General features: G+C 72.9%; 18 protein-coding genes. 9 read left to right on the top strand and 9 right to left on the bottom strand.

Going from position 1 to position 21,997, the window contains the following annotated elements; genetic code table 11:
• The first annotated feature begins 84 nt into the window (after positions 1 to 84).
• Positions 85 to 972 carry a fumarylacetoacetate hydrolase family protein gene (locus tag EP26_RS07325; protein WP_043337469.1) on the top strand — a complete coding sequence of 296 codons (888 nt, stop codon included), beginning with the start codon at positions 85 to 87 and terminating at the stop codon, positions 970 to 972.
• 284 nt (positions 973 to 1,256) lie between these two features.
• Here the strand turns inward: EP26_RS07325 and EP26_RS07320 are convergent, their stop codons facing one another.
• On the bottom strand, positions 1,257 to 2,147 hold the full coding sequence (locus EP26_RS07320) for a LysR family transcriptional regulator (RefSeq protein WP_043337468.1): 891 nt from the start codon (positions 2,145 to 2,147) through the stop codon (positions 1,257 to 1,259).
• A gap of 151 nt (positions 2,148 to 2,298) precedes the next feature.
• Between EP26_RS07320 and EP26_RS07315 the strand changes: the two genes are divergently transcribed.
• Positions 2,299 to 3,369, top strand: a complete 1,071-nt coding sequence (locus EP26_RS07315; protein WP_043337467.1) for an NAD(P)H-dependent flavin oxidoreductase — start codon at positions 2,299 to 2,301, stop codon at positions 3,367 to 3,369.
• A 15-nt stretch (positions 3,370 to 3,384) separates the two neighbouring features.
• Entirely contained in the window at positions 3,385 to 4,278 is an 894-nt protein-coding gene (locus tag EP26_RS07310; protein ID WP_157033431.1) for a hypothetical protein, read from the top strand.
• Here EP26_RS07310 and hemA read toward each other — a convergent pair.
• Both hemA and EP26_RS07300 read right to left on the bottom strand, forming a co-directional pair.
• On the bottom strand, positions 4,259 to 5,485 hold the full coding sequence (gene hemA, locus EP26_RS07305) for a 5-aminolevulinate synthase (RefSeq protein ID WP_043337573.1): 1,227 nt from the start codon (positions 5,483 to 5,485) through the stop codon (positions 4,259 to 4,261). The two genes, EP26_RS07310 and hemA, sit on opposite strands and share 20 nt — an antisense overlap.
• Positions 5,486 to 5,588: 103 nt before the next feature.
• Positions 5,589 to 6,188: a hypothetical protein gene (locus tag EP26_RS07300; protein ID WP_043337464.1), complete on the bottom strand. Its 600-nt coding sequence runs from the start codon at positions 6,186 to 6,188 to the stop codon at positions 5,589 to 5,591.
• Positions 6,189 to 6,285: 97 nt separating this feature from the next.
• On the opposite strand from EP26_RS07300, the gene EP26_RS07295 reads away from it, so the two are divergent.
• The gene (locus EP26_RS07295) at positions 6,286 to 7,761 is read left to right on the top strand and encodes an ATP-binding protein (RefSeq protein WP_043337462.1); all 1,476 of its coding nucleotides are present in this window, start codon (positions 6,286 to 6,288) and stop codon (positions 7,759 to 7,761) included.
• Between the two features lie 134 nt (positions 7,762 to 7,895).
• Entirely contained in the window at positions 7,896 to 9,911 is a 2,016-nt protein-coding gene (locus EP26_RS31780) for an HWE histidine kinase domain-containing protein (protein WP_052388910.1), read from the top strand.
• Here EP26_RS31780 and map read toward each other — a convergent pair.
• Together map and EP26_RS07275 are read right to left on the bottom strand one after the other, a co-directional pair.
• Positions 9,892 to 10,668, bottom strand: a complete 777-nt coding sequence (gene map, locus EP26_RS07280) for a type I methionyl aminopeptidase (protein ID WP_043337461.1) — start codon at positions 10,666 to 10,668, stop codon at positions 9,892 to 9,894. The two genes, EP26_RS31780 and map, sit on opposite strands and share 20 nt — an antisense overlap.
• A gap of 23 nt (positions 10,669 to 10,691) precedes the next feature.
• Positions 10,692 to 11,273, bottom strand: a complete 582-nt coding sequence (locus tag EP26_RS07275; protein WP_043337460.1) for a TetR/AcrR family transcriptional regulator — start codon at positions 11,271 to 11,273, stop codon at positions 10,692 to 10,694.
• Positions 11,274 to 11,342: 69 nt separating this feature from the next.
• On the opposite strand from EP26_RS07275, the gene radC reads away from it, so the two are divergent.
• Together radC and EP26_RS31775 are read left to right on the top strand one after the other, a co-directional pair.
• A complete protein-coding gene (radC, locus tag EP26_RS07270; protein WP_245624316.1) occupies positions 11,343 to 12,272 on the top strand; it encodes a RadC family protein in 930 nt (309 codons plus the stop codon).
• Between the two features lie 81 nt (positions 12,273 to 12,353).
• Positions 12,354 to 14,414, top strand: coding sequence for an HWE histidine kinase domain-containing protein (locus EP26_RS31775; RefSeq protein WP_084112371.1), 2,061 nt, complete (start codon positions 12,354 to 12,356; stop codon positions 14,412 to 14,414).
• Here EP26_RS31775 and EP26_RS31770 read toward each other — a convergent pair.
• Entirely contained in the window at positions 14,409 to 15,833 is a 1,425-nt protein-coding gene (locus EP26_RS31770) for a sensor histidine kinase (RefSeq protein ID WP_052388908.1), read from the bottom strand. The two genes, EP26_RS31775 and EP26_RS31770, sit on opposite strands and share 6 nt — an antisense overlap.
• A 117-nt stretch (positions 15,834 to 15,950) precedes the next feature.
• Between EP26_RS31770 and EP26_RS07250 the strand changes: the two genes are divergently transcribed.
• Entirely contained in the window at positions 15,951 to 16,949 is a 999-nt protein-coding gene (locus tag EP26_RS07250) for a sensor histidine kinase (RefSeq protein WP_043337458.1), read from the top strand.
• Entirely contained in the window at positions 16,910 to 17,308 is a 399-nt protein-coding gene (locus EP26_RS07245; RefSeq protein ID WP_052388907.1) for a response regulator, read from the top strand. The genes EP26_RS07250 and EP26_RS07245 overlap by 40 nt, the downstream gene beginning before the upstream one ends.
• On the opposite strand, the gene EP26_RS38070 is transcribed toward EP26_RS07245, so the two are convergent.
• The 3 genes from EP26_RS38070 to EP26_RS07230 all read right to left on the bottom strand — a co-directional run bounded on the left by EP26_RS38070 (position 17,305) and on the right by EP26_RS07230 (position 21,954).
• On the bottom strand, positions 17,305 to 20,082 hold the full coding sequence (locus tag EP26_RS38070; RefSeq protein WP_043337564.1) for a phosphoenolpyruvate carboxylase: 2,778 nt from the start codon (positions 20,080 to 20,082) through the stop codon (positions 17,305 to 17,307). The genes EP26_RS07245 and EP26_RS38070 overlap by 4 nt on opposite strands.
• 244 nt (positions 20,083 to 20,326) lie before the next feature.
• Positions 20,327 to 21,217, bottom strand: coding sequence for an NAD(P)H-hydrate dehydratase (locus EP26_RS07235; RefSeq protein WP_043337455.1), 891 nt, complete (start codon positions 21,215 to 21,217; stop codon positions 20,327 to 20,329).
• Positions 21,214 to 21,954 carry a histidine phosphatase family protein gene (locus EP26_RS07230; protein ID WP_043337454.1) on the bottom strand — a complete coding sequence of 247 codons (741 nt, stop codon included), beginning with the start codon at positions 21,952 to 21,954 and terminating at the stop codon, positions 21,214 to 21,216. The genes EP26_RS07235 and EP26_RS07230 overlap by 4 nt, the downstream gene beginning before the upstream one ends.
• Positions 21,955 to 21,997 lie beyond the last annotated feature (43 nt).

The raw sequence follows: 21,997 nt of genomic DNA, 5'->3' as shown, positions 1-21,997 counted from the left end.
GAAGTCGCGGGTTCCTGGGGCTTGCCACAACTACGCGCGCGCGGTCCCCTGGACCTCACGCCAGAAACACGGGGGACGCTCTCCATGACCAAGCTTGCTACCTTTTCCGATGCGAAGGGACCGCGCCTCGGCGCCGTGCTGGAGGATGGCCGCATCCTCGACCTGGCCGCGGCCGGCGGCGCGCCCGCCGACATGCTCGGGCTGATCGAGGCCGGGCCGGGGGCGCTGGCCGCCGCACGCGCCCTGGCCGCCTCCCCTCCCCCGGCCGCGGTGCTGCCGGCCGGCAGCTACAGGCTGCTCGCGCCGATCCCCCGGCCGCGGCGCAACGTCTTCTGCGTCGGCCGCAACTACATGGACCATGTGGCAGAGGGCGACCGGACCCGCGGCATCAGCCAGTCCGAGCTGCCGAAATACCCGCAGTTCTTCACCAAGGCGCCGGAGGCAGTGATCGGGCCGGATGAACTGGTGCCGGCCCATACCGGCGTCACCGAATGGCTCGACTACGAGGTGGAGCTGGCCTGCATCATCGGCCGCGAAGGGGTGAACATCAGCCGGGAGGATGCGCTCAGCCACGTCTTCGGCTGGAGCATCGGCAATGACGTGACAGGGCGCGAATTGCAGCGCCGCTACGGACAGTGGTTCAAGGGCAAGTCGCTCGACCGCTCCTGCCCGCTCGGGCCCTGGATCGTGCCGGCGGAGGAGCTGGATGCGCTCAACACCGGCATCCGCTGCTTCGTCAACGGCGAGAAGCGGCAGGACAGCCACACCTCGAAGATGATCTTCGATGTGCGCGAGATCATCCACCAGCTCTCGCTCGGGTTCACGCTGCGGCCGGGCGACGTGATCATCACCGGCACGCCGGAGGGCGTCGGCTACGCCATGCAGCCGCCGCGGACGCTGAAGCCGGGCGATGTCATCCGCTGCGAGATCGACGGCATCGGCTCGCTTACCAATACCGTGGCGGAACATTGAGCGTGGACGGGCCGCACGGCCTCTGTGGCGGGGCGGATACCGGCATGCCGGTCGCCGATGCCGATGCGGCGGCGAGGGCACGGGTGGTGGGGAAGACCGTCGGGGTCGATGTCTGCCGCACGGCTTCAACGCGGATTGCCGGCTCAGCTACCGCGAGGGTGCGGCGAAGGATGGGTTGGGCGAGGATGCTAAGCTGGTCCAAGAACAACGGGATGGGTTGAGGGGGCTCCTGCCCTCCTCAAGCTCCTCCTGTCGGGGGCCGAAGGGCCCCTGGCCTCCTTGAGCTAGGCTGCTTCCACGGTATGCGCTTCCGCCCGGCGCATCGCATCGAGAAACGCACGCAGCGCACCCGAGGCGTAGCAGTCGCGGCGGCGGGCGAAGACCGTCTCCACATGGCCTTCGCTGCGCGGCAGCGCCTCCACCGCGAGGCGGCCGGGCTTCACCACCGGGCCTATCAGCGCGCGCGGCAGCAGGGTGATGCCGAGGCCGGCCGCGACACTCGAAAAGATCGCCTCCAGCGTGCCGAATTCCAGCAGGCGCGGCGCCGGGATGCCGCGTCGCGCCAGCACATCCTCCAGCCGCTGCCGGTAGGAGCAGCCGGCGCGCAGCACGATGATGCGGATATCCCCCTCCCCCGCCAGCAGGCGCGCCAGCGGGCGGGTGCCGGGGGCCGAGAGGAGCACCAGCTCCTCCGCCCATACCGGCGCCGCCTCCAGCGCCGGATGCGCGACGGGACCGCAGAGGAAGGCGCCTTCCACCTCCTGCGCCAGCACCCGTTCCAGCAGCTCCGCCGTCGTGCCGGTGCGGATCGTCAGGTCCACCGCCGGATGCGCGGTGACGAAGTCGCGCAGCGCCGGGCCGAGTCGGATCGCCGTCGTCGTCTCCAGGGCACCGAGGCAGAGCGGGCCACGCGGGGTGCCGTCGTCCAGCACGGCGCGGCGGGCATCCTCGAGCGCGCGCAGTACCCGCTCCGCCTGGGGCAAAAGCCGCGTGCCGGCCGCGGTCAGCCGCACGCCGCGGCCGCCGCGCTCGAACAGCGCCAGGCCGAGCCGCGCCTCCAGCTGGCGGATATGGGCGGTGACGTTGGACTGCACGGTGTTCAGCGCCAGCGCCGCGCGGCTCATGCTGCCGAGCCGCGCCACTGCCTCGAAGATCCGCAGATCGGCCACGTCCATGGCGATGCGCTCCAATGCCGGGGGCCAGTAAGGCGCGGGCGGGCGGCGGCGGCAAGCCATCTGCCGGAGCGATGGCGCCGATCAGGAATCATCGCTTGTGCCGAAGCCCCGGCAGCGGAACCCTGGGGGCCGATGAGTGGAGGAAACCACGATGACCTCGGCCCTCGCCCGCAGCGCGGCCTTCTGTGACCGCTTCGGCCTGCGCCTGCCGATCCTGCTCGCCCCGATGGCGGGGACCTGCCCGCCCGCGCTCTCCATCGCCGTTGCCAATGCCGGCGGCATGGGAGCCTGCGGGGCGCTGCTGATGCAGCCGAAGGCGATCCTCGCCTGGGCCGCCGAGGTGCGGGGAGCGACCAATGGGCCCTTCAGCCTGAACCTCTGGATTCCTGATCCGCCGCCCGTCCGCGATGCGGCGCGCGAGGCGGCGGTGCGACGCTTCCTCGGTGGCTGGGGGCCGGAGGTGCCGGCAGAGGCGGGCGATGCGGCGCCGCCCGATTTCGAGGCGCAATGCGAGGCGCTGCTGCAGGCGGCGCCGGCGGCCGTCTCCTCGATCATGGGACTGTTCCCGGCCGCCTTAGTCGAGCGGCTGAAGGCGCGCGGCATCACCTGGATGGCCACCGTCTCGACCCTGGCCGAGGCCCGCGCTGCGGAGGCGGCGGGGGCCGACATCCTCGTGGCGCAGGGGGCGGAGGCCGGCGGGCATCGCGGCCGGTTCGATGCGGCGCGGGCGGAGGCGGAGATGGTGGGGTTGATGGCGCTGGTCCCGGCCGTGGTGGATGCGGTGCGGATTCCGGTGGTGGCGACGGGCGGCATCGCCGATGCGCGCGGGGTGGCGGCGGCGCTCGCCCTCGGTGCCTCGGCGGCGCAGATCGGCACCGGCTTCCTCCGCGCCCCGGAGGCGGGGATCGCCCCGGCCTGGGCCGATGCGCTGGGCGGGGCGGCGCCGGAGGGCACGCGGGTCAGCCGCGTCTTCAGCGGGCGGGCGGGGCGGAGCCTGGCCACCGCCTATGTCGCGGCGGCGACGGCGCCGGATGCGCCGGAGCCTGCGCCCTATCCGGTGCAGCGCGGGCTCACCGGGGCGATGCGGGAGCAGGGAACCAAGGCGGGGAATATCGGGCGCATCCAGGCCTGGGCAGGGCAGGCGGCGGGGCTGGCGCGGGCGGAGCCGGCGGGGGAGATCGCGCGCTCGGTCTGGGAGGGGGCGCGGCGGCTGCTTGCCTGACCTATGCTCGGCGACATGCCGACTCGCCGCACCACGTTGCTCGCCCCGCTCGCGCTGGCCGCCTGCGCCTCGCCCCTGCCCGAGGCGAGGATCGCCGCCAGCACGCCGGAAGCGCGCGCATTGCTGGAGGAAAGCGCCGCGGCGCATGGGCTGGAGGCCTTCCGGCGCCTCCGCGATGTCAGCGTGAGCTATGCCGGGGAGTGGGCGCCGGTCATCGGGCGGTTGCAGCCGGTGCTGGTGGACCGGGGCTTCCGCGGCACCTCCGAGGAGCGGTTGCTGCCGCGGGAGGGGATCGTCGCCCAGGCCCATGCGGGGCCGGAGGGGCGGAAGCAGGTGGTGCGGCGCTCCGGCGGCGGGGGCACAGGCGAGGTGCGGGTCTGGTTCAACGGCGAGCCGGCAGAGGATGCGGAGCGGCGCAGCGCGGCGGCGCTGGTGGCGGATGGCTATGCGCTCTTCCTGCTCGGGCCCATGCTGCTCGCGGGCGGCTGGGGGACGCCGCGGGCCGCCATCCTCGAGCGGGATGAGGACGAGGCGGTCACGGTGGGTGGGCGGCGCTGGCCTTGCGTGGTGCTGCGTGGACGGATGATCCCCGGCCTCGGCTTCTCCGGGGCGGAGCGCATTGCCCTCTATCTCGACCGGGAGGAGCGGCTGATGCGGCGGGTGCGCTTCGGGCTGGAGGGGATGGAGGGCACGCGTGGCGCCGTGGCCGAGGTGGATGCCTGGGGGCATATCGAGCGCCAGGGCGTGCGCTGGCCGACGCAATTCCACGAGCGGCTGCTGCGGCCGCTGCCGCTCGCCGTGCATGACTGGCGGCTGACAGGGCTCGACCTCGACCGCGGCATCACCGTGGCGGAGGTCGAGGGGCCGGCCTTCCTCGGCCGGGCGGCTGCTATTCCGCCGCCTGCCTGAGATCGGTCGGCAGCACGGCGCGGAGCGCGGTGACCAGCGCGGCCATCATCGCATCGGTATGGAAGGGCGTGGCGCAGAGGCGCAGCCGTTCCGTGCCGCGCGGGACGGTGGGGTAGTTGATCGGCGTGGCGTAGATGCCGTGCTCGTCCAGCAGGCGTCGCGCGACCTGGCGGCAGAGCTCCGCCTCCCCGACCCAGACGGGGACGATGTGGCTCGGCCCCGGGATGCGCGGCAGGCCGGCGGCGTCGAGGGCCGCCTTCAGCGCCTCGGCGCGCTCGGCCAGCGCGCCGCGCCGGGCCTCGTCGCGCTTCAGCACGCGGACGCTCTCCAGCGCGGCGGCGGCGACGGCGGGCGGCAGGGCAGTGGTGAAGATCAGCCCGCCCGCGGTGCTGCGGATGTAGTCCACCATGTCGGCATCGCCGGCGAGGTAGCCGCCGAAGACGCCGAAGCCCTTGGCCAGCGTGCCCTCGATCAGGTCGACGCGGTGCGCGACGCCGTCCCGCTCCGAGATGCCGCCGCCCGTCGCGCCATAGAGGCCGACGGCATGGACCTCATCGAGATAGGTCATGGCGCCGTAGCGCTCGGCGAGGTCGCAGATGGCGCCGATCGGGGCGATGTCGCCATCCATGGAGTAGACGCTCTCGAAGGCGATCAGCTTCGGCGCCCCGGCGGGGGCGGCGGCCAGCTTGGCCTCGAGGTCGGCGAGGTCGTTGTGCCGCCAGATCACCCGGCCCGCGCCCTTGGCGCCGCGCATGCCGGCGATCATCGAGGCGTGGTTCTTGGCGTCGGAGAAGACGATGAAGCCGGGCAATGCCTCCAGCACCGCGGCGATGCCGGCCTGGTTGGCGATGTAGCCGCTGCCGAAGAGCAGCGCGGCGGGCTTGCCGTGCAGCGAGGCGAGTTCCGCCTCCAGCGCCACATGGAGCGGCGAGGTGCCGGAGATGTTGCGGGTGCCGCCAGCGCCCACGCCATGCTCCCCGACCGCCTTCGCGGCGGCGGCCAGCACCTGCGGGTGCGCGCCCATGCCGAGATAGTCGTTGGAGGACCAGACGGTGACCTCCCGCACCCCCTGCGGCGCGTGCCAGCGGTAGAGCGGGAAGCGCCCGGCCAATTTCTCCAGATGGGCGAATTCGCGGTAGCGGCCCTCGCGGCGCAGTTCGGCGAGATTGGCGCGGCAATGGGCGAGGAAGGCTTGGCGCGTGTGCATCGGGTCCGGCATCGGCGGTGTGATCCGCCATATGTCCGCATCGGCGCGAAATGCCAATTGATCCTGCGCAACCCTGCCATTCATGGAGGGGGTGCCCCGGGCCTCAGAAGTCGTTGAGCAGGCGGTCGATTTCGGCCTGGGCGAGGTCGGGGCCGGCGGCCTCCGGCTCGGCGACGGTGTGCCGCACCGCCCTCACCTCCACGGTTTCGACCGGGGCGGTGCCGCCGGGGATCATCCCCTCCAGCATCTGCTCGACCTGCTGGAGGTGCTGTATGGCGCGGCGGATGCGCTGGCCGGTGACGTCCTGGAAGGAGCAGGCTTCGAAGATGGAGCTGACCTTCTCCGAGACGAGGCGGAGCGAGGCGGCATCCTTGCTGTCGCTGGCGAGCCAGTCCTGGATGGCCTCGGCGGCCTCCATGATGGTGTTGGCAGCGGCCTCCGTCGCCTGCACCACCGCCTCAAGCTCGAGGCCGCTGTTGCGGGTGGTGGTGGCGGGGATGGCGATCAGCGTCGCGATCTGCTCGTGGATGCGGCCGAGCTGGCCGGAAAGGTTCTCCTCCGAGTAGTCCACCAGCTGCACCGTGGCATGGATTTCGGCGCTCAGCTCGGCGATGCGGCGGTCGATGAAGCCGCGCAGGTCGGAGAACATGCCGCCCATCTCGGCGCGGAGCGACAGCACCTCCTCGGCGGTTCCAGCCTGCATCGCCTCTCACTCCCGGCCTCGACAACGGGGCGGATCATGCCACCGCAAGAATGAAGACCCTGTTTATGGAAGCGCGCTGCTGCGCTACCACCGCGCCATGACGGTCCGCATCGATCTCGGCCAGACGGAAGCCGGCGCCCCCGCCCTGATGGACCTCGAGGAGCTGCTGGCCACCCGCCTGCTGGTCCAGGGCAATTCCGGCTCGGGCAAGTCCCACCTGCTGCGACGGTTGCTGGAGGGCAGCGCGCCCTGGGTGCAGCAGGCGGTGATCGACCCGGAGGGGGATTTCGTCACGCTGGCCGACCGATTCGGGCATCTCGTGATCGATGCGGCGGGGCATTCGGAGGCCGGGTTGCAGCTCGCCGCCGAGCGCATCCGCCAGCACCGGGTCTCGGTCATCCTCAACCTGGAGGGGCTGGACACCGAAGGGCAGATGCGCCGGGCCGCGGCCTTCCTCGGCGGGCTCTTCGATGCCGAGCGGGCGCATTGGACGCCGATGCTGGTGGTGGTGGACGAGGCGCAGCTCTTCGCCCCCATGGCCGCCGGCGAGGTGGCGGACGAGGCGCGGAAGGTCTCGCTCGGCGCCATGACCAACCTGATGTGCCGCGGCCGGAAGCGGGGGCTGGCGGGGATCATCGCGACGCAGCGGCTGGCCAAGCTCGCCAAGAACGTGGCGGCCGAGGCTAGCAACTTCCTGATGGGCCGCACCTTCCTCGACATCGACATGGCGCGCGCCGCCGACCTGCTCGGGATGGAGAAGCGCCAGGCGGAGATGTTCCGCGACCTCAGGCAGGGGCATTTCGTGGCGCTCGGGCCGGCCCTCGCCCGGCGGCCGCTGCCGGTGCGGATCGGCGCGGTGGAGACGGAATCGCGCGGCGCGGCGCCGAAGCTGACGCCCCTGCCGAGCCAGCCGCTGGAGGATGCGCGGGCGCTGATCCTCCAGCCGCCGGCGCCCGAGGCGCCTCGGCCGCGCCGTGCGCCCCCTCCCCCGCCGCCGGATATCCTCGCCCAGCTCGCCGCCGCCCGGCCGGCGCCGCCCCCTACCCTGCCGCCGCCCTCGGCCGAGCAGCAGGCCGAGCAGCGGCGGCGGCTGGAGGCGGTGATGCGGCAGGTGCTGGCCGACCCCGACAGCGGCTACCGGCCGGCGGCGGTGCTGTACCAGGATTTCCTCGTCCGCTGCCGGATCGAGCAGATCGGCAGCAAGCTGCCCGACATGGCCGCATTCCGCCGGCTTCTGGCGATCGGCAAGGCGGGGGTGCCGGCGGAGATGGCCGAGGGGGAGGAGTGGGCAGAGGCGGTGGCGCGGGCGGCGCCGCTGCCGGAAGACCTGCAGGGCGTCTTCCTGCTGCTGGCGCGGGCAGCGCTGGCTGGCGCCCCCTGCCCATCGGATGCCGCCATCGCGCGTGCCTACGGCACCCGCTCCGCCGGCCGGGCGCGGCGGGCGCTGGCCTTCATCGAGGAGCGCGGGGCGATCGTCACCCGGCCGGACCTGACGGGGCGGCGCATCGTCACCATCGCCGGGCCGGGCTGGGAGACGGCGCCGGGGCACCCGGAGGAAGAGGCGGTGGCGTGAGCCCGGGCCGCGAAATGGCCATTGCCTTCGCCGCCGGCGCTCGGGCACACCGTTACTTCGCAATTCCGCGAGCCGGTCGGGAGGATCGGCTGGCCTGACACCGGCCCACCGTCCCAGGACCTTGACCGGCCCCGATGCTGTCCGCCACGCGTTTCCAGCAGGTCATCCTCATCGCCGCGGTGCTGGTGCCGGCCGCCGTCTTCGGCACGGCCGCCTGGTGGAACCGCGGCGAGGTGCTGCGCGAGAGCACGGCGACGGTGGAGCGCACCGCGTCCATCATGCACGAGCATGTCGCCCGGGTACTCGACACTGCCTCCCTCGTGCTGGACCGGGTGCAGGACCGGGTCGAGACGATGGACGATGCCGAGGTCGCGCGGTCGGAGGTCAGCGACTTCCTCGCCGCGGTGAATGCGCCGCTCAGCCAGATCGTCTCGGTCTGGGTGGCGGATGCGCGGGGGTATGTTCTCGCGGGCAGCCATGGCTGGGACCGCAGCACCAGCATCGCGGACCGCGATTTCTTCGCCGTCCAGCGCGACGACCCGGGAACCGGCACCTATGTCAGCGCTGCCTTCAGCGGCCGGGCGACCGCCGTCTCCTCGGTTGCGGTCAGCCGCCGGCGACCGGCATCGGACGGGCGCTTCCTCGGCACCGTCCATGTCTCATTGAACCCCGAATACTTCGTGCACTTCTTCCGCGAGGCTTCGCCGCCCTTCCCGCATGTGGCGCTGCTGGTCCGGAGCGACGGCGCCCTGCTCGCCCGCAACCCGGCCGGCAACGCGCCGCGGCGACTCGGCCCCGAGAGCGCGTTGATGAGCGCCGTCGCCCGGCAGCCGGAGCATGGGCTCAGCCGCGGCATCTCGACCATCGATGGCGCGGACCGCATCTTCGCCTATCGCCGGGTCGGGCAATGGCCGGTCTATGTCAGCTTCGGCGCCGATGTCGACGTGCTGCTCAGGCGCTGGCGCGGCAACCTCCGCGCCTATGGGGTGGTGACGCTGGCGGCGGCGCTGACCTTGCTCGGCACCGCCTGGCTGGCGCTGCGCCGGGCGCGGGCGGCGGAGGTGGCGGAGGCGGCGCTCGCCCGCGAGGCCGCCGCGCGCGCTGCAGCCGAAACAAGCCAGGCGGCCGAGGCGCGGTTCCGCGGCGTCTTCGAGAGCCGGGCGGTGGGCATGTCGGTCTTCGACCTGGCCACGGGTGAGACGCTGCTCTGCAACGACCGGCTGCTGGAGATGACCGGCGGCAGCCGGGCCGCATTTGAGGCTGGGACCTGGGACTGGCGGCGCGTCACCCCGCCGGAGCACTTGGCCCGCGACGAGCATGCCGTCGTCGAGGCGCGTGCCCGCGGCTGGTGGAGCCCCTTCGAGAAGGAATACGAGCGGCCGGACGGCTCGCGCATCCCGGTCCGCATCTCCTCCGCCCCGCTTCCGGGCGAGCCGGGGCGGGTCGTCGTGCTGGTGGAGGACATCTCCGAGCAGCGCGAGGCGGAGATGCGGCGCGACCTACTGATGCGCGAGGTCGACCATCGCGCCAAGAACGCGCTGGCCACCGCCCGCGCGGCGCTGCGGCTGACCCGGGCGCCGGACCTACCGAGCTATATCGAGCTGGTGGACGGGCGGATCACCGCGCTCGCCCAGGCGCTGGCGCTGCTGTCGCAGACGCAGTGGCAGGGCGTCGACCTCGGCACGCTGCTGCGCGGGGAGCTGGCGCCCTTCCTCGATGCCAGCCGGGGGCAGGTGCGGCTGGAGGGGCCGGCCCTCACCATCGGCGCCAACGCGGTGCAGGCGCTGGCCATGGCGGTGCATGAGCTGGCGACCAACGCGACCAAGTACGGCGCCCTGTCGCGGGCGGAGGGGCGGCTGCTGCTGCGCTGGGAGGTGCTGGCCGGGCCGCCGGCGCGGCTGCGCCTCTCCTGGCAGGAGAGTGGCGGGCCACCCGTGGTGGAACCGCCGAAGGACAGCGGCTTCGGCACGCGGGTGCTGGAGGCGACGCTGGCGCGGCAGCTCGGCGGCAGCGTGGAGCAGCATTGGGAGGCGGCGGGGCTGCGCTGCGAGATCCTGCTGCCGGCCGCGCGGGTGCTGGCGGCAGCGGAGGCGCCAGGGCAGGGATCGGCGCCGGCATCGTCCCCGGCCGTCAGCCCGGCGACAGCGTGAAGATCTCGCAGCCCGCCTCGGTCACGCCGACGCTGTGCTCATACTGGGCGGAGAGGCTGCGGTCGCGGGTCACGGCGGTCCAGCCGTCGCTCAGCACCTTCACCTCCGGCCGCCCGGCATTCACCATCGGCTCCACGGTGAGGAACATGCCGGGGCGCAGCCGGGCGCCTGTGCCGGGACGGCCGTAGTTCAGGATGTTCGGGGCGTCGTGGTAGACACGCCCCAGGCCATGGCCGCAGAACTCGCGGACGACGCTGAAGCGCGCCGCCTCCACATGGCGCTGGATGGCGTGGCCGATATCGCCGACCGTGGCGCCCGGCCGGATCGCCGCGATGCCGCGCATCATCGCCTCATGCGCAACCTCCATCAGGCGCGTGGCGCGGGTGCCGGCCTGGCCGACGGCATACATGCGGCTGCTGTCGCCGTGCCAGCCGTCGAGGATCACGGCGAGGTCGATGTTGAGGATGTCGCCATCGGCCAGCCGACGCTCGCCGGGGATGCCGTGGCAGACGACGTGGTTGAGCGAGATGCAGGTGGCATGGGCATAGCCCTGGTAGCCGAGCGAAGCGGGCCTGGCGCCGTGGTCGAGCACGAATTCATGGCAGAGGCGGTCGAGCTCGGCGGTGGTGATGCCGGGACGGACATGGGCGCCGATCATGTCGAGGGCGGCCGCGACGAGCCGCCCGGCCGCCCGCATCCCGGCGAAATCCTCGGGCGCGTGGATCCTGATGCTGCGGCGAGGGGCGTGGTCGTCCATCGGTGCTCCGGGGGATGGTAAGCTTACGTAAGGGGCATGCCGGCGTGGAGTTCGGCAATCATCCGCTCGGCGAAGGGTGGCAAGGCGCCGCCGCGCTGAAGATGGGGGCGGAGGATGGCGATCGGCGCGTCGAAGATGAGGAATTTGGCCCGCGCCAGATCCTCGTCGCGGAGGATGCCGTCACCGCGGGCGGCGATGCAGGCGCGGAAGGCGGCATCGAAACCCTCCTCCAGCCGCTCCAGCTCGGCCCGCAGCGGCGGCGGGGGCGGGGTATCCTCGAACAGGGTGACGGGCTCGTGCAGCAGCAGGAAGCGGGCGCGGCGCTCGCTTGCCCTGGCCCAGGGGAGGATGGCCAGCGCCGCCTCGCAGGGGCGGCCGGCCTGCAGCAGGGGGGTGAGGGCCGCGGTGAAGGAGGCATAGGCCGCGTTCCAGGCGGCGCCGAGGACGGCCGCGCGGGATTCGAAGCGATGGTAGATCGAGCCCGTGGGCGCCCCGACCCGGCGGGCAATAGCCTGCATCGTGGCTGCGGCGGGGCCGCCCTCGGCGACCAGTGCCACCGTCGCCTCGATGAAGTCGTCCTCGGTGAAGCGTGCCGTCCTGACCATGGGAATTGGAATGCACGTTTTAGAATGTGCTGTCTAGATGGGTTGGCCCATGGGCGTGGCCATGAAGAAATGTTTTACATTTGCATCGATATCGGCATGATCGCCCCACCCGGCAGGAAGCGGGGTGCGGTGTGGCTGAGGAAATGGCTGCCTTTCCGGAGCGGCGAGACGGCGGCGGCGCCTCGCCCGCCGCCTGGCTTCCGTGAAAGCGCCTCGCCGGTCGCCTTCGCCCGCGCGCCGTCCGGCGAGACCCTGTCGCCCGAGCGGGCGCCGGAGCGGGCGGAGGCGCCGCTGCCCGCCCGCCCCCCGGCCGAGCTGCCCTTCCCCAGCACCGGGCCGCATGGCCACCGCGCGCGGATGCGGGAGAAGCTGCTGGAGCGCGGGCCGGAGGCGCTGGCCGATTACGAGCTGCTGGAGATGCTGCTCTTCTTCGCCATGCCGAAGGGCGACACCAAGCCGCTGGCCAAGGCGTTGATCAACCGCTTCGGCAGCTTCGGCGCCGTGCTCGCCGCGCCGCAGGACCAGCTGCTGGCGACGCGCGGCCTCGGCCCGCACAGCGTCGCCGCGCTGAAGCTGGTGCAGGCCTCCTCCTTCCGCCTGGCGCGGGCCGAGGTGATGGAGCGGCCGGTGCTGAACAACTGGGAGCGGCTGATCGGCTACCTCACCGCCGTGCTGGCGGAGGAGAAGATCGAGCAGTTCCGCATCCTCTTCCTCGACACCCGCAACCGGCTGATCGCCGACGAGGCGCAGGCGCGCGGCACGGTGAACCACACGCCGGTCTATCCGCGCGAGGTAGTGAAGCGCGCGCTCGAGCTGCATGCGACGGCGCTGATCCTGGTGCACAACCATCCCTCGGGCGACCCGACGCCGTCCCGCGAGGATGTCGCCATGACGGCCGAGGTGAAGCAGGCGGTCGGCGTGCTCGGCATCGCGCTGCACGACCATCTCATCATCGGCCGCGGGCGGCATCTCAGCTTCCGGCGCGAAGGCTTGCTCTAGCGAGGCGCGCGATGGACGTTTCCGCACGGAACCGACCCCGCCTCCTGCGTTACCGCATGACGGGATGCACGAGGACGAGGCTTGAGCACGAGGGCGGTACCGGACTGGCAAGGAGAGGCCCTGCTGCGGCAACAGACCGTGCTGGCACGGTTCGGCGAATTCGCGTTGGAGGCCGATGATCTCGACGAGATCCTGACCACCGCCTGCCGACTGGTCGGCGAGGCGCTCGGCACCGAGATGGCGAAGGTGGTGGAGCTGCAGCCGGACGGGAAGACCCTGCTGGTGCGCGCCGGCATCGGCTGGCGGCCCGGCATCGTCGGGCAGCTCCGCCTGCCGCTCGACGACGAGAGTTCGGAAACGTATTCGATGAAGTCGCCGGAGGCGATCGTCTCCTCCGATATCGCCCGCGAAACCCGCTTCCGCTTCCCCGATTTCCTCATCGAGCACGGGGTGAAGGCGATGGCGAATGTCTCCATCCTTGGCGCCTCCGGCCAGCCACCCTTCGGCCTGTTGCAGGTGGACAGCCGCCGGCCGCGCGACTTCAGCGAGAGCGACCTCAATTTCCTCCGCAGCTACGCCAACCTGCTGGCCTCGGCGGTGGCGCGGCTGCGGGTGTTCGGCGAGGTGAGCCGCCGCGAGGCGGAGTTGCGCGCCAGCCGCGACCGCCAAGCGGCGGCGCTCGAGACCGGCGTCATCGGCTTCTTCACCTGGGACGCGTGTGACAGGACCGTCAGCGCGGACAAGCATTTCGCCCGCTTCTTCGGCCTCGACCCGGCGGCGCTGGCGGCGGGGCTGCCGCAGGCGCGGATCGCCGAGCGCATCCATCCCGGCGACCGGGCGGCAGTCACCGAGGTCTGCACGGTTGCGCTGCGCTCGCTCGGCGACTTCGCCAAGGAGTTCCGCCTGGTCCACCCGGATGGCAGCCTGCGCTGGGTGATGGTCCGCAGCCATTGCTACGAGGCGGCGGCGAGGCGGCCGCTGCGCTATACCGGCACCGCGGTCGACGTCACCGCCGCCAAGGAGGCCGAGGCGGCGCTGCGCCGCGCCAACGAGGTGCTCGAAGCCCGCGTCGCCGAGCGCACCCGCGCCCTCACCGAAGCCAATGCCCGGCTGCGCACCGAAGCAGCGGAGCGGGAGCGGGTGCAGCGCGCCTTGCAGCAGGCGCATCAGATGGAGACGGTCGTCGCCCATCTGCCGATCGGCGCCGGGCTGGTCGCGCCATCCGGCCGGATCATTGTCGGCAACCCGGAATTCCGCCGGCTGCTGCCGCGCGCCGTCATCCCCTCGGTGGACCGCACGGCGCGGGGCAACTGGCTCGGCTGGGGCCCCGACGGCCGCCCGGTCGCGGCCGAGGACTTCCCCGCCGCCCGGGCGCTGCGCGGCGAGGTGGCGCTGAATGTCGATTTCCTGCACCGCGAGCCCGGTGGCGAGGGGTGCTGGCGCCGGATCAGCGGCATCCCCATCCCTGGCGATGACGGCTCGGTCATCGCGGCGCTGGTGGTGATCGTCGATGTCCACCAGGAGAAGCTGGCCTCGGAGCGGCAGATGCTGCTGACCCGCGAGGTGGACCATCGGGCGAAGAACATGCTGGCCGTCGTCCAGGCGGCGCTGCGGCTCACCCAGGCGCCGGACACGGAGAGCTTCATCCGTGCCATCGAGGGGCGGATCGCGGCGCTGGCGCGGGCGCAGACGCTGCTCGCAGCCGATAGCTGGTCGGGGGCGGACCTGCACCGCCTCCTGCACGGCGAGCTTTCGGCCTTCCTCGGCGGCAGCGGCGGGCCGTGCGCCGTCATCGAGGGGCCGCGCCTCGTGCTGCCGCCCGGGGCGGCGCAGCCCTTCGCCATGGCGATCCACGAGCTGGCGACCAATGCCATCAAATACGGCGCGCTCAGCCGGCCCACCGGGCGGCTCGCCATCACCTGGTCGATGGCGGAGGAGGAGCGGCTGCGGTTGCGCTGGGAGGAGAGCGGCGGGCCCGCGACCGGGGGTGCGCCGCGCCGCACAGGCTTCGGCTCCCGCGTGCTGGCCGGCACCTTGCGGGACCAGCTCGGCGGGCAGGTGGGGATGGCCTGGCGGGATGAGGGACTGGCCTGCGACATCGAGCTGCCGCTGGCCCGGCTGCGGCAGGAGCCGGCGCTATGAGGCCTCCGGCCCGGTCCAGCGTGGCAGGTCCATCCAGAAGCGGCTGCCCTCGCCGGGCGCGGAGATGACGCCGCAGCGGCCGCCCAGCCGCTCCGCCACCCGCCGCACGATGGCGAGGCCGACGCCGGTGCCGGCGAAGGCCTCCCGCCCGTGCAGCCGCTCGAAGGGGCGGAAGATGCGCTCCTGGTGCTCCGGCGCGATGCCGATGCCGCGGTCCTCGACCCAGAGGCGGACCAGCCCGCCCTCCCCTTCCGTGCAGCGGATGGTCACCTGCGGCGGCTCGCCGGGGGGGCGGAATTTCAGCGCGTTGCCGAGGAGGTTGCCTACCGCCTGGACCAGCACGCCGGCATGGCCGCTGACCGCCGGCATCGGCCGCAGCACCTCGACGCGCGCGCCTTTCAGCTCGGCGCGGGACTGGTCGAGCACCGCCTCCACCACTTCCTCGAGCGGCACCCGGCGCAGCGCGATGTCCTGCCGCGCCAGGCGGCTGTAGCCGAGGATGTCGTCGATCAGCCCGTCCATCCGCTCGGCGGCGCCGGCGATGCGGGCGAGGTAGTCGCGCTCCTCCTCGCCGAGCCGGGCGCCGGCATCCTCCTCCAGCGCCGCGGCAAAGCCGCCGATGGCCCGCACCGGGGCACGCAGGTCGTGCGAGATGGTGGCGGCGAAGGAGCGCAGCTCGTCATTCGCCTCCTCCAGCGTTGCCGTGCGCTCCTCGACCTGCTGCTCCAGCCGGTGGTTCTGCTCGACGAGCCGGCGCTCGTCCCGCCGGCGGAGCATGCCGAGGGCGCCGAGCCCGGCCGAGGCCAGCGCCAGCAGGCCGCAGCCCAGGGCGAGGAAGGTCGTCATCCGCGTGCGCTCGTCCTGCAGCGCCGTGCGCTCGCGGAGGATGCGCCGCGCGGTGGCCTCGAAGGTGCCGAAACCGTCGCGGATGCGGTCCATCAGCTCGCGCCCGCGGTCGGTCCGCACCACGGCCAGCGCCGCCTCGGGCGCATCGAGGCGCAGCGCCACCGTCTCCGCCAGCTCGGCGAGCTTCGCCTCGATCACCGGCCGCAGTGCATCCAGCCGCGCCTGCTGCTCGGGGACCATGACCGCGGCATCGAGCGCGGCGAAATCGGCCCAGATGCGGTCAACCGCCTGATGGTAGGGGGCGAGGTAGCCGGCCTCGCCGAGAAGGAGGAAGCCGCGCTGGCCAGTCTCGGCATCCAGCAGATCGACCACCACCGCCCGCGCCCCGTCCAGCATCCGGAAGGTGGCCTCGGTCGAGCGGCGCGCCTCGGCCAGCCGGGCGAGGTTCAGCACCAGCAGCACGCCGCCGACCGCCAGCAGCAGGAAGGAAGCCGCGGCGGCGATGGCCGCCAGCCCGGTGAGGTCGCGCAGCCCGCGCCAGCCCAGCCCTGACCTGCCTGTCGCCTGCGGCATTCCACGCCCCTGTTGCCCGGATGCTGCAATGGCCGGCGGCGCATCGGGTTCCCGGCGAATTCACAGGCTGTTCCGCGGCTGGAGCAATCCGCCACGCCGCTGCCCTGTTGAACGCAAATGCGCATCCTGATCGCAGACGACGACCCCGATTTCCGCGGCCTGGCCAGCCGGGCGATGCGCCGCGAATTCGAGGGCGCGGCCATCACCGAGATCGGCGACCGCGCCGGCCTCGATGCCGCCCTCGCCGCGCCGCAGGGCCCGGACCTGCTGATCTCGGACCTCAGCCTCAACTGGATCGACGGCTTCAGCATCTTCGATGAGGTGCGGCGGGCCTGGCCAGGCTGCGTCGCCATCATGTTCACCGGCACCGGCGACGAGGAGGTGGCGGTGCGCGCCATCAAGGCGGGCTTCGACGACTATGTGGTGAAGTCGCCGAAGCAGCTGCGCCGGCTGGCGGCGGCGGCTCGGGCGGCCCTTACCCGCGTCGAGACCCGGCGCGGCCTCGAGGAGAACCGCGATCTGCTGACGCAGGAGCTGTATCACCGGCTGCACAACAACCTGCAGCTCGTGGTCGGGCTGATCGCCTTCACCGCCCGCAGCATCGACGAGCCGGTGGCCCGGCGCCGGCTCGACGACCTCGGCCGGCGGGTGCAGTCGCTGTCGCTGCTGCAGGAGCGGCTCTACCGCGGCGGGGACTTCCGGCGGGTGGATTTCCCGGCCTTCCTCGGGCAGCTGACGGAGGATCTCATCGCCCTCGACGGGCGCGGCGTCGCGACGCGGCGCACGCTGGAGCCGCGCATGCTGCCGGTCGACATCGCCGTGCCGCTGGCGCTGATCGCCAACGAGCTCATTACGAATGCGCTGAAGCATGCGGTGGCGGGGGCGGAGCCGCTGGTCATCGGCGTGGCTTTCCGTAGCGAGGCGGATGGAGCGCCTGTGCTGGAAGTCGCCGACAACGGGAGCGGGCAGCAGAATTCGGAGGCCGGGAGCGGGCTCGGCGGCCGGCTGGTGCAACGTCTTGCGCAGCAGATTGGCGGTGTGGTTGAAGTCGGCTCCAAGGACGGCGGCGGGAGGATATGTCGAATCACGGTGCGGAACCTGGCCAGGCCGGGCTGAGGGTCCTTGTTGTCGAGGACGAATTCCTCATCGCCGATTATCTGGTGGCGGTTTTGGAAGATGCCGGCCACCGCATCGCCGGCACCGCGGCGACGGCGGAGGAGGCCCTGGCGATCCTCGGCAGCGGACAGGCGGTCGATGTCGTCAGCCTCGACGTGAAACTGCCGGGTGGGCTCGACGGCATCGACGTTGCCGAATGGTTGCGCGCTACGGCCGGCCCGCCTTTCCTCTTCGTCACCGGCTCCGGCGACCCTGCCTTCCGCGCCCGCTGCGAGGCAGTGCAGCCGCTCGCCATCCTGCAGAAGCCGATCGATCCCGACCGGCTGTTGCGCGTGCTGGCGGGGGTGGCGGCGGGCTAGCCGAAGGCGCCGACCTCATGGGTGATGGCGGCGCCGCATTCGCGGACCAGGGCGAAGAGCTTCGCCATCGGCTGGAACAGCTTGGCGTGTTCGGTGGCGTAGCTCAGCCCCTCGCGCGGCGGGGCGGGCTCGCCGAATTCGAGGCCGATGACCGGGCCGGGGGCGGCGGGGAAGACTTCCTCCAATAGCTTCAGGGCCGGCTCGACATCGAGCTGGAGGATGCGGGCGACCAGGGCCTCGCGCGCCGCGCCGTGGCGGGGCGAGAAATCGGGAACATCGACGGCGAGCAGCCAGATGCGGTGGATCAGCGCCAGGCGCAGGGCATGCAGCAGGACGAGGCGGTCCGGCATCTCCGGCAGGTCGGGCCAGGCATGGCGGAGCGCCAGGTGGTCGGCCTGGAGGCGGCGGAAGAGGCGGCGCACCGGCGCGTCGAGGTCGAGCGCCTCCACGGCGCCTGCGACGCGGAGCAGCTGCTCGCGCCGGCCGGGGCGGCGGGTGAAGCCGGCGCGGTCGAGCCAGGGGCCGGGGTCGAGCGTGTCGACCACGGCGCGCAGCACGCCGATATCGGAGCAGGCGGCGGCGCGGGCGGCCATGGCAAGCGCCCGGGCGAAGCGAGGCGAGCGGGTGCGGAGGTCGGTGAAAGCGTCCGGGTTGGCGGAGGCGGCGGCGCCGAGGCCGTGCAGCGTGTTCGCCATCCAGCCGAGTTGCTGGAGGATGGCGTTGTTCGGGATCGCCCGCAGCTGCGAGGGGTGGCTGATGCGGATGGGCCCGCCCATGCCATCGGCCTGCCGCACGGCGGGGCGGGAGCCGGTGCGGTCGAGCAGGCCGGGGCCGAAGGCGCCGAGGAGGGCGGCATAGCCTGGGTCGGCGACGAGGGCCTGCATCTCGCGCCGGACGGTGGCGAAAAAATCCGCCACGTAGTCGGCCTCGGCATAGACCGGGTCCGTCACCCTCCAGGCCGGGGCGAAGGCATGTTTCGCAATGCCGGCGATGGTGGCGCGGGCGAGCGCGGACGTGCCGAAGAAGAGGTAGCCGTCGCCGCCCTGGAAGGCCGTCTCCTCGCGTAGCCGCAAGCCCGCACGGTCGAGCGCCATGCGGGCCTGGGGCGGCGAGAGATAGGCGAGGCGGTCGGCGAGGCTGCCCGGATGGCCGCCGCGGCCGACGCTCTCGCCATGGGTGTCGAACAGCACGACCTCGATGCCGTCGAGCTTGTGGCGGCGGAGCAGCTCGACGAGGCGAAGCTTGAGGCGCTCGGCCAGGTAGCTGCCGGCGAGCTGGCCGACATAGCGGCCGCTGTCGGAATAGCCGAATTGCAGGCAGATACGGCCATGGGCGCGGAGGTAGTCGCGGTAGTGCGGGCTGCGCAGCGCCTCCTCCAGCACCCGCTCGCCGCGGTCGAGAGCTTCCGCCGTCTCGAAGAGGGGGGATAGCTCGACCGCCCGGTCGGCGCCGAAGCGGCGGGCGAGCCAGAGGGCGGCGAGGAGCGTGTAGCCAGTCTCCGTCTCGGCGATGAGGAAGCGGATGGGCGCGGAGCCGTCCACATGCTTGGCGATCTGGGCGCAGATCAGCATGAGGCGCGCGGCGCTGGCCTGCTCGGCCAGGAGCGCGCCGAAGTCGACGGGCAGCGGCGCGACCTCGGCCAGCGCCTCGTTGATGGCGGCGAGCAGGCCGCGGCGCTGCGCCATGTCCTCGGCCGAGGCGGCGAGGCCGAGGCGCTGGCGCACGGCATTGTGGAGCTGGGCGGCGTTCAGCCGGACATGGGTGTGGGCCAGGGCGAGGCCATGGGTGGCGAGGCCGGCGCGGGCGGTGGCGAGGGCGAGGCGGGCAGCGTCGTCGGGGGCGGCGGCGATGGCGGCGGGGAAGAGCGCCATCAGCGGCTCGATGCCGGTCATCGCCGCCTCGCGGCGCTCGATCAGCAGATGCGCCATGGCGCGCACCGCCTCCGGCTCCGGCCGCTCGGGGACGGCGGCGAGCTGGGCCTCGGTCGCCTGCAGAGCCTCGGCGGTGCGGCCGGCGAGCGGGGCGGCGGGCTCGCCGAGGGCGGCGAACTGCGCGGCGAGGCGCTCGAGCTGGAGGCGCTTCATCGTCAGGCGGAGGCGGAGCGTGTCCCACCAGCCGATATCGGTGCGGCCGTCGGTGTCGTAGCCGACCCAGCTCGCCAGCAGGATCGGGCGGGGGACGAGCGTCGCCCAGCGGTCGGGCCAGACGGATTTGGCGGCGCCCAGCAGCGCCTCGGTCAGCCCGTCGATGGCGTCACGGCCGCGGGCGATGGCGGCGCCGGCTTGGCGGAATTCCTCGGCCAGCGTCGGCGCGGGGGGGCGGTGGGGGAGGTCCTGGGGGAAGGTTCCGCCGCTCGCCGCCTCGGCCAGGGCCGTGCCGGTCTCGGGCGGCAGCGAGAAGGTCGGGTGGGCGGTGAAGACGGCGGCGAAGCGCGGCGTCTCCAGCAGCGCGCGGTACTGGGCGAAGGGGACCGGGCTGTCATCCGGGTCGGGGCGCACTAGGCGGGCGGCGAGGTCGGCGAGGTCGGGCACGGCATCGGGCAGGCCGACATAGGCGGCGATGCGCTTCGCCCGCTCGCCCGCCGCCGCGTCGGCGATGCGCTGCACCATGTCGGCGACGAGGGCGAGGTCGAGGGCGCCATCATCCAACCGCCGGCTGATGGCCAGCGCGATCAGCAGCACCGGGTCGCCGAAAGGGTCATGCGCCGCCGCCGCCCTCGCCTCCCGTAGGCGGGCGAAGAGGTCTTGGAGGGGGTCGGGGGCGATGTCGGGCATGGCGTCATGTTGCACGTGCGAAGGTGAGGATGGCCAGCCTTTCCCTCGCTCCTCCATGCGCCTGTGGCCTGTCGCTGCCGGGACACATGCGGAACCCCAAACCACAGGATGGGCAAGATCCCGCGCATCTGGCGCAGCTCCGGGCAGTTCTTCGTGGAGCGGGCGGTGCCCGGCTCCGGGGTCGCGGCGGCCCGCGCGGTGCTCTACTTCCTCGCGCGCGCGAGCTGATTCCGGCGCTTGGCGGTCAGCCGGCGAGCCCGGCCATGATGCCGGGCACCTCGTCGGGGATTTCGCGTGCCAGGTAGCCGAGCGGGCCGATGCGGCGGGCCAGCCGGTCCCCCGCCTCGGCATGGAGGAAGACGCCCCAGAGCGTTGCCTGCAAGGGCGGCGCGCCGCGGGCGGCAAGGGCGGCGACGATGCCCGCCAGCGTGTCGCCCGAGCCGGAGGTGGCGAGGCCGACATTGCCGCGGTCGCAGGACCAGGCTTCGCCCTGGGGCGACGCGACGAAGGAGCGGCCGCCCTTCATGTCGACGACCGCGCCGAAGGTGGCGGCGGCGCGGCGGGCGGCGGCGAGCGGGTCGGCCGCGACCTCCTCGGCGGGGCAGCCGAGCAGGCCGCACATCTCGCCGATATGCGGCGTCAGCATCAGGCGGCCGGCATGGCGGCGCAGCGCCTCGCGGCAGTCGGGCAGCGCGGCGAGAGCGCCGGCATCGATGAGAAAGGCGGCTTCGCCCTCGGCCGTGTCCATCAGGCGGTGAGTCAGCGCGGCGAGGGCCGGCGGGTCCATCATGCCGGGGCCGAGCACCACCGCATCAGCCCCGGCGCAGCGGCGGGCGAGCATCTCGGCCTCGGCGGGGTCGATGCCGCCGGCCTCGGTCTCGGCGAGGGGGAAGACGCGGGCTTCGGGCATCGCCATGGCGAGGTGCGACGCGGCGCTGGCGGGGACGGCGAGTTGCACCTTGCCGGCGCCGGCCCTGAGCGCCGCAATGCCGGTGAGCAGGGCGGCGCCCGGCACCTCGCGGCTGCCGGCGATGACGAGGATGCGGCCGCGGCTGTTCTTGTCGGCGCCCTGCTGGTGGTCCGGCAGAGGCATGCCGCGCAGCAGCTCGGGCGTGAGGGAGGCGGGGGCGCTCATGGGGCCGGCGCCGTCGCCGGGGCGTCGGGCTCGGCGGTGACGGGGGCACCCTCCTCCAGCAGGGGCGCGAGGAAGTTGTAGCGGCGCAGGACGAGGCCGGAGCCCGGCTGGTGGACGTACTCGGTGATGCTGCAATTGGCCACGTCGCCCTCCCGGTCGATGGCGAGGATCTGCTCCTCCGTCATCCGCTCGATCAGGTAGCGGAGGCAGAGCACCACGACCTGATGCGCCACGATCATCACCCGCTCGCCGGCATGGTGCAGGCAGATGGTGTCGAGCGCGCTGCGGAGGCGGAGGATGACGTCGCACCAGCTCTCGCCGCCGGGCGGGCGGTGGTAGAATTTGCCGAGGCTCTTCCGCAGTTCGGCTTGGTCCGGGTACTCGGCGGCGATGCCGTAGCGGGTGAGGCGGTCGAGGATGCCGAATTCCTTCTCCCGCAGCCGCTCGTCGAGGGTGAGGGCATCGGGCGGGGTGCCCATCAGCTCGGCGGTCTGGCGGGCGCGAAGATAGGGCGAGGCGAGGACCACGTCGGGCCGCTCGCCGGGCGGCTGGTCGGCGAACCAGCGGCCAAGGGCGCGGGCCTGCTCCTCGCCGCGGGGGCTGAGGGGGACGTCCACGTCGCGGGAGAGGGTTTCGATGCGGTGCAAGCGGGCGGCCTGGGCGGCGTCGCGCGCGACATTGCCTCGGCTCTCGCCGTGGCGGACGATCCAGAGCCGCTCGGGCCAGCGCTGCTGCATGGATACTCCCCCTGCCGGTTGCGGGATGGCAACGCGGCAGGGG

The organism is Belnapia moabensis DSM 16746 (assembly GCF_000745835.1).
Classification (GTDB): Bacteria; Pseudomonadota; Alphaproteobacteria; order Acetobacterales; family Acetobacteraceae; genus Belnapia; species Belnapia moabensis.
Note: the sequence above shows the minus strand (reverse complement) of the source record. Positions and strands in the feature narration are given on the sequence as shown.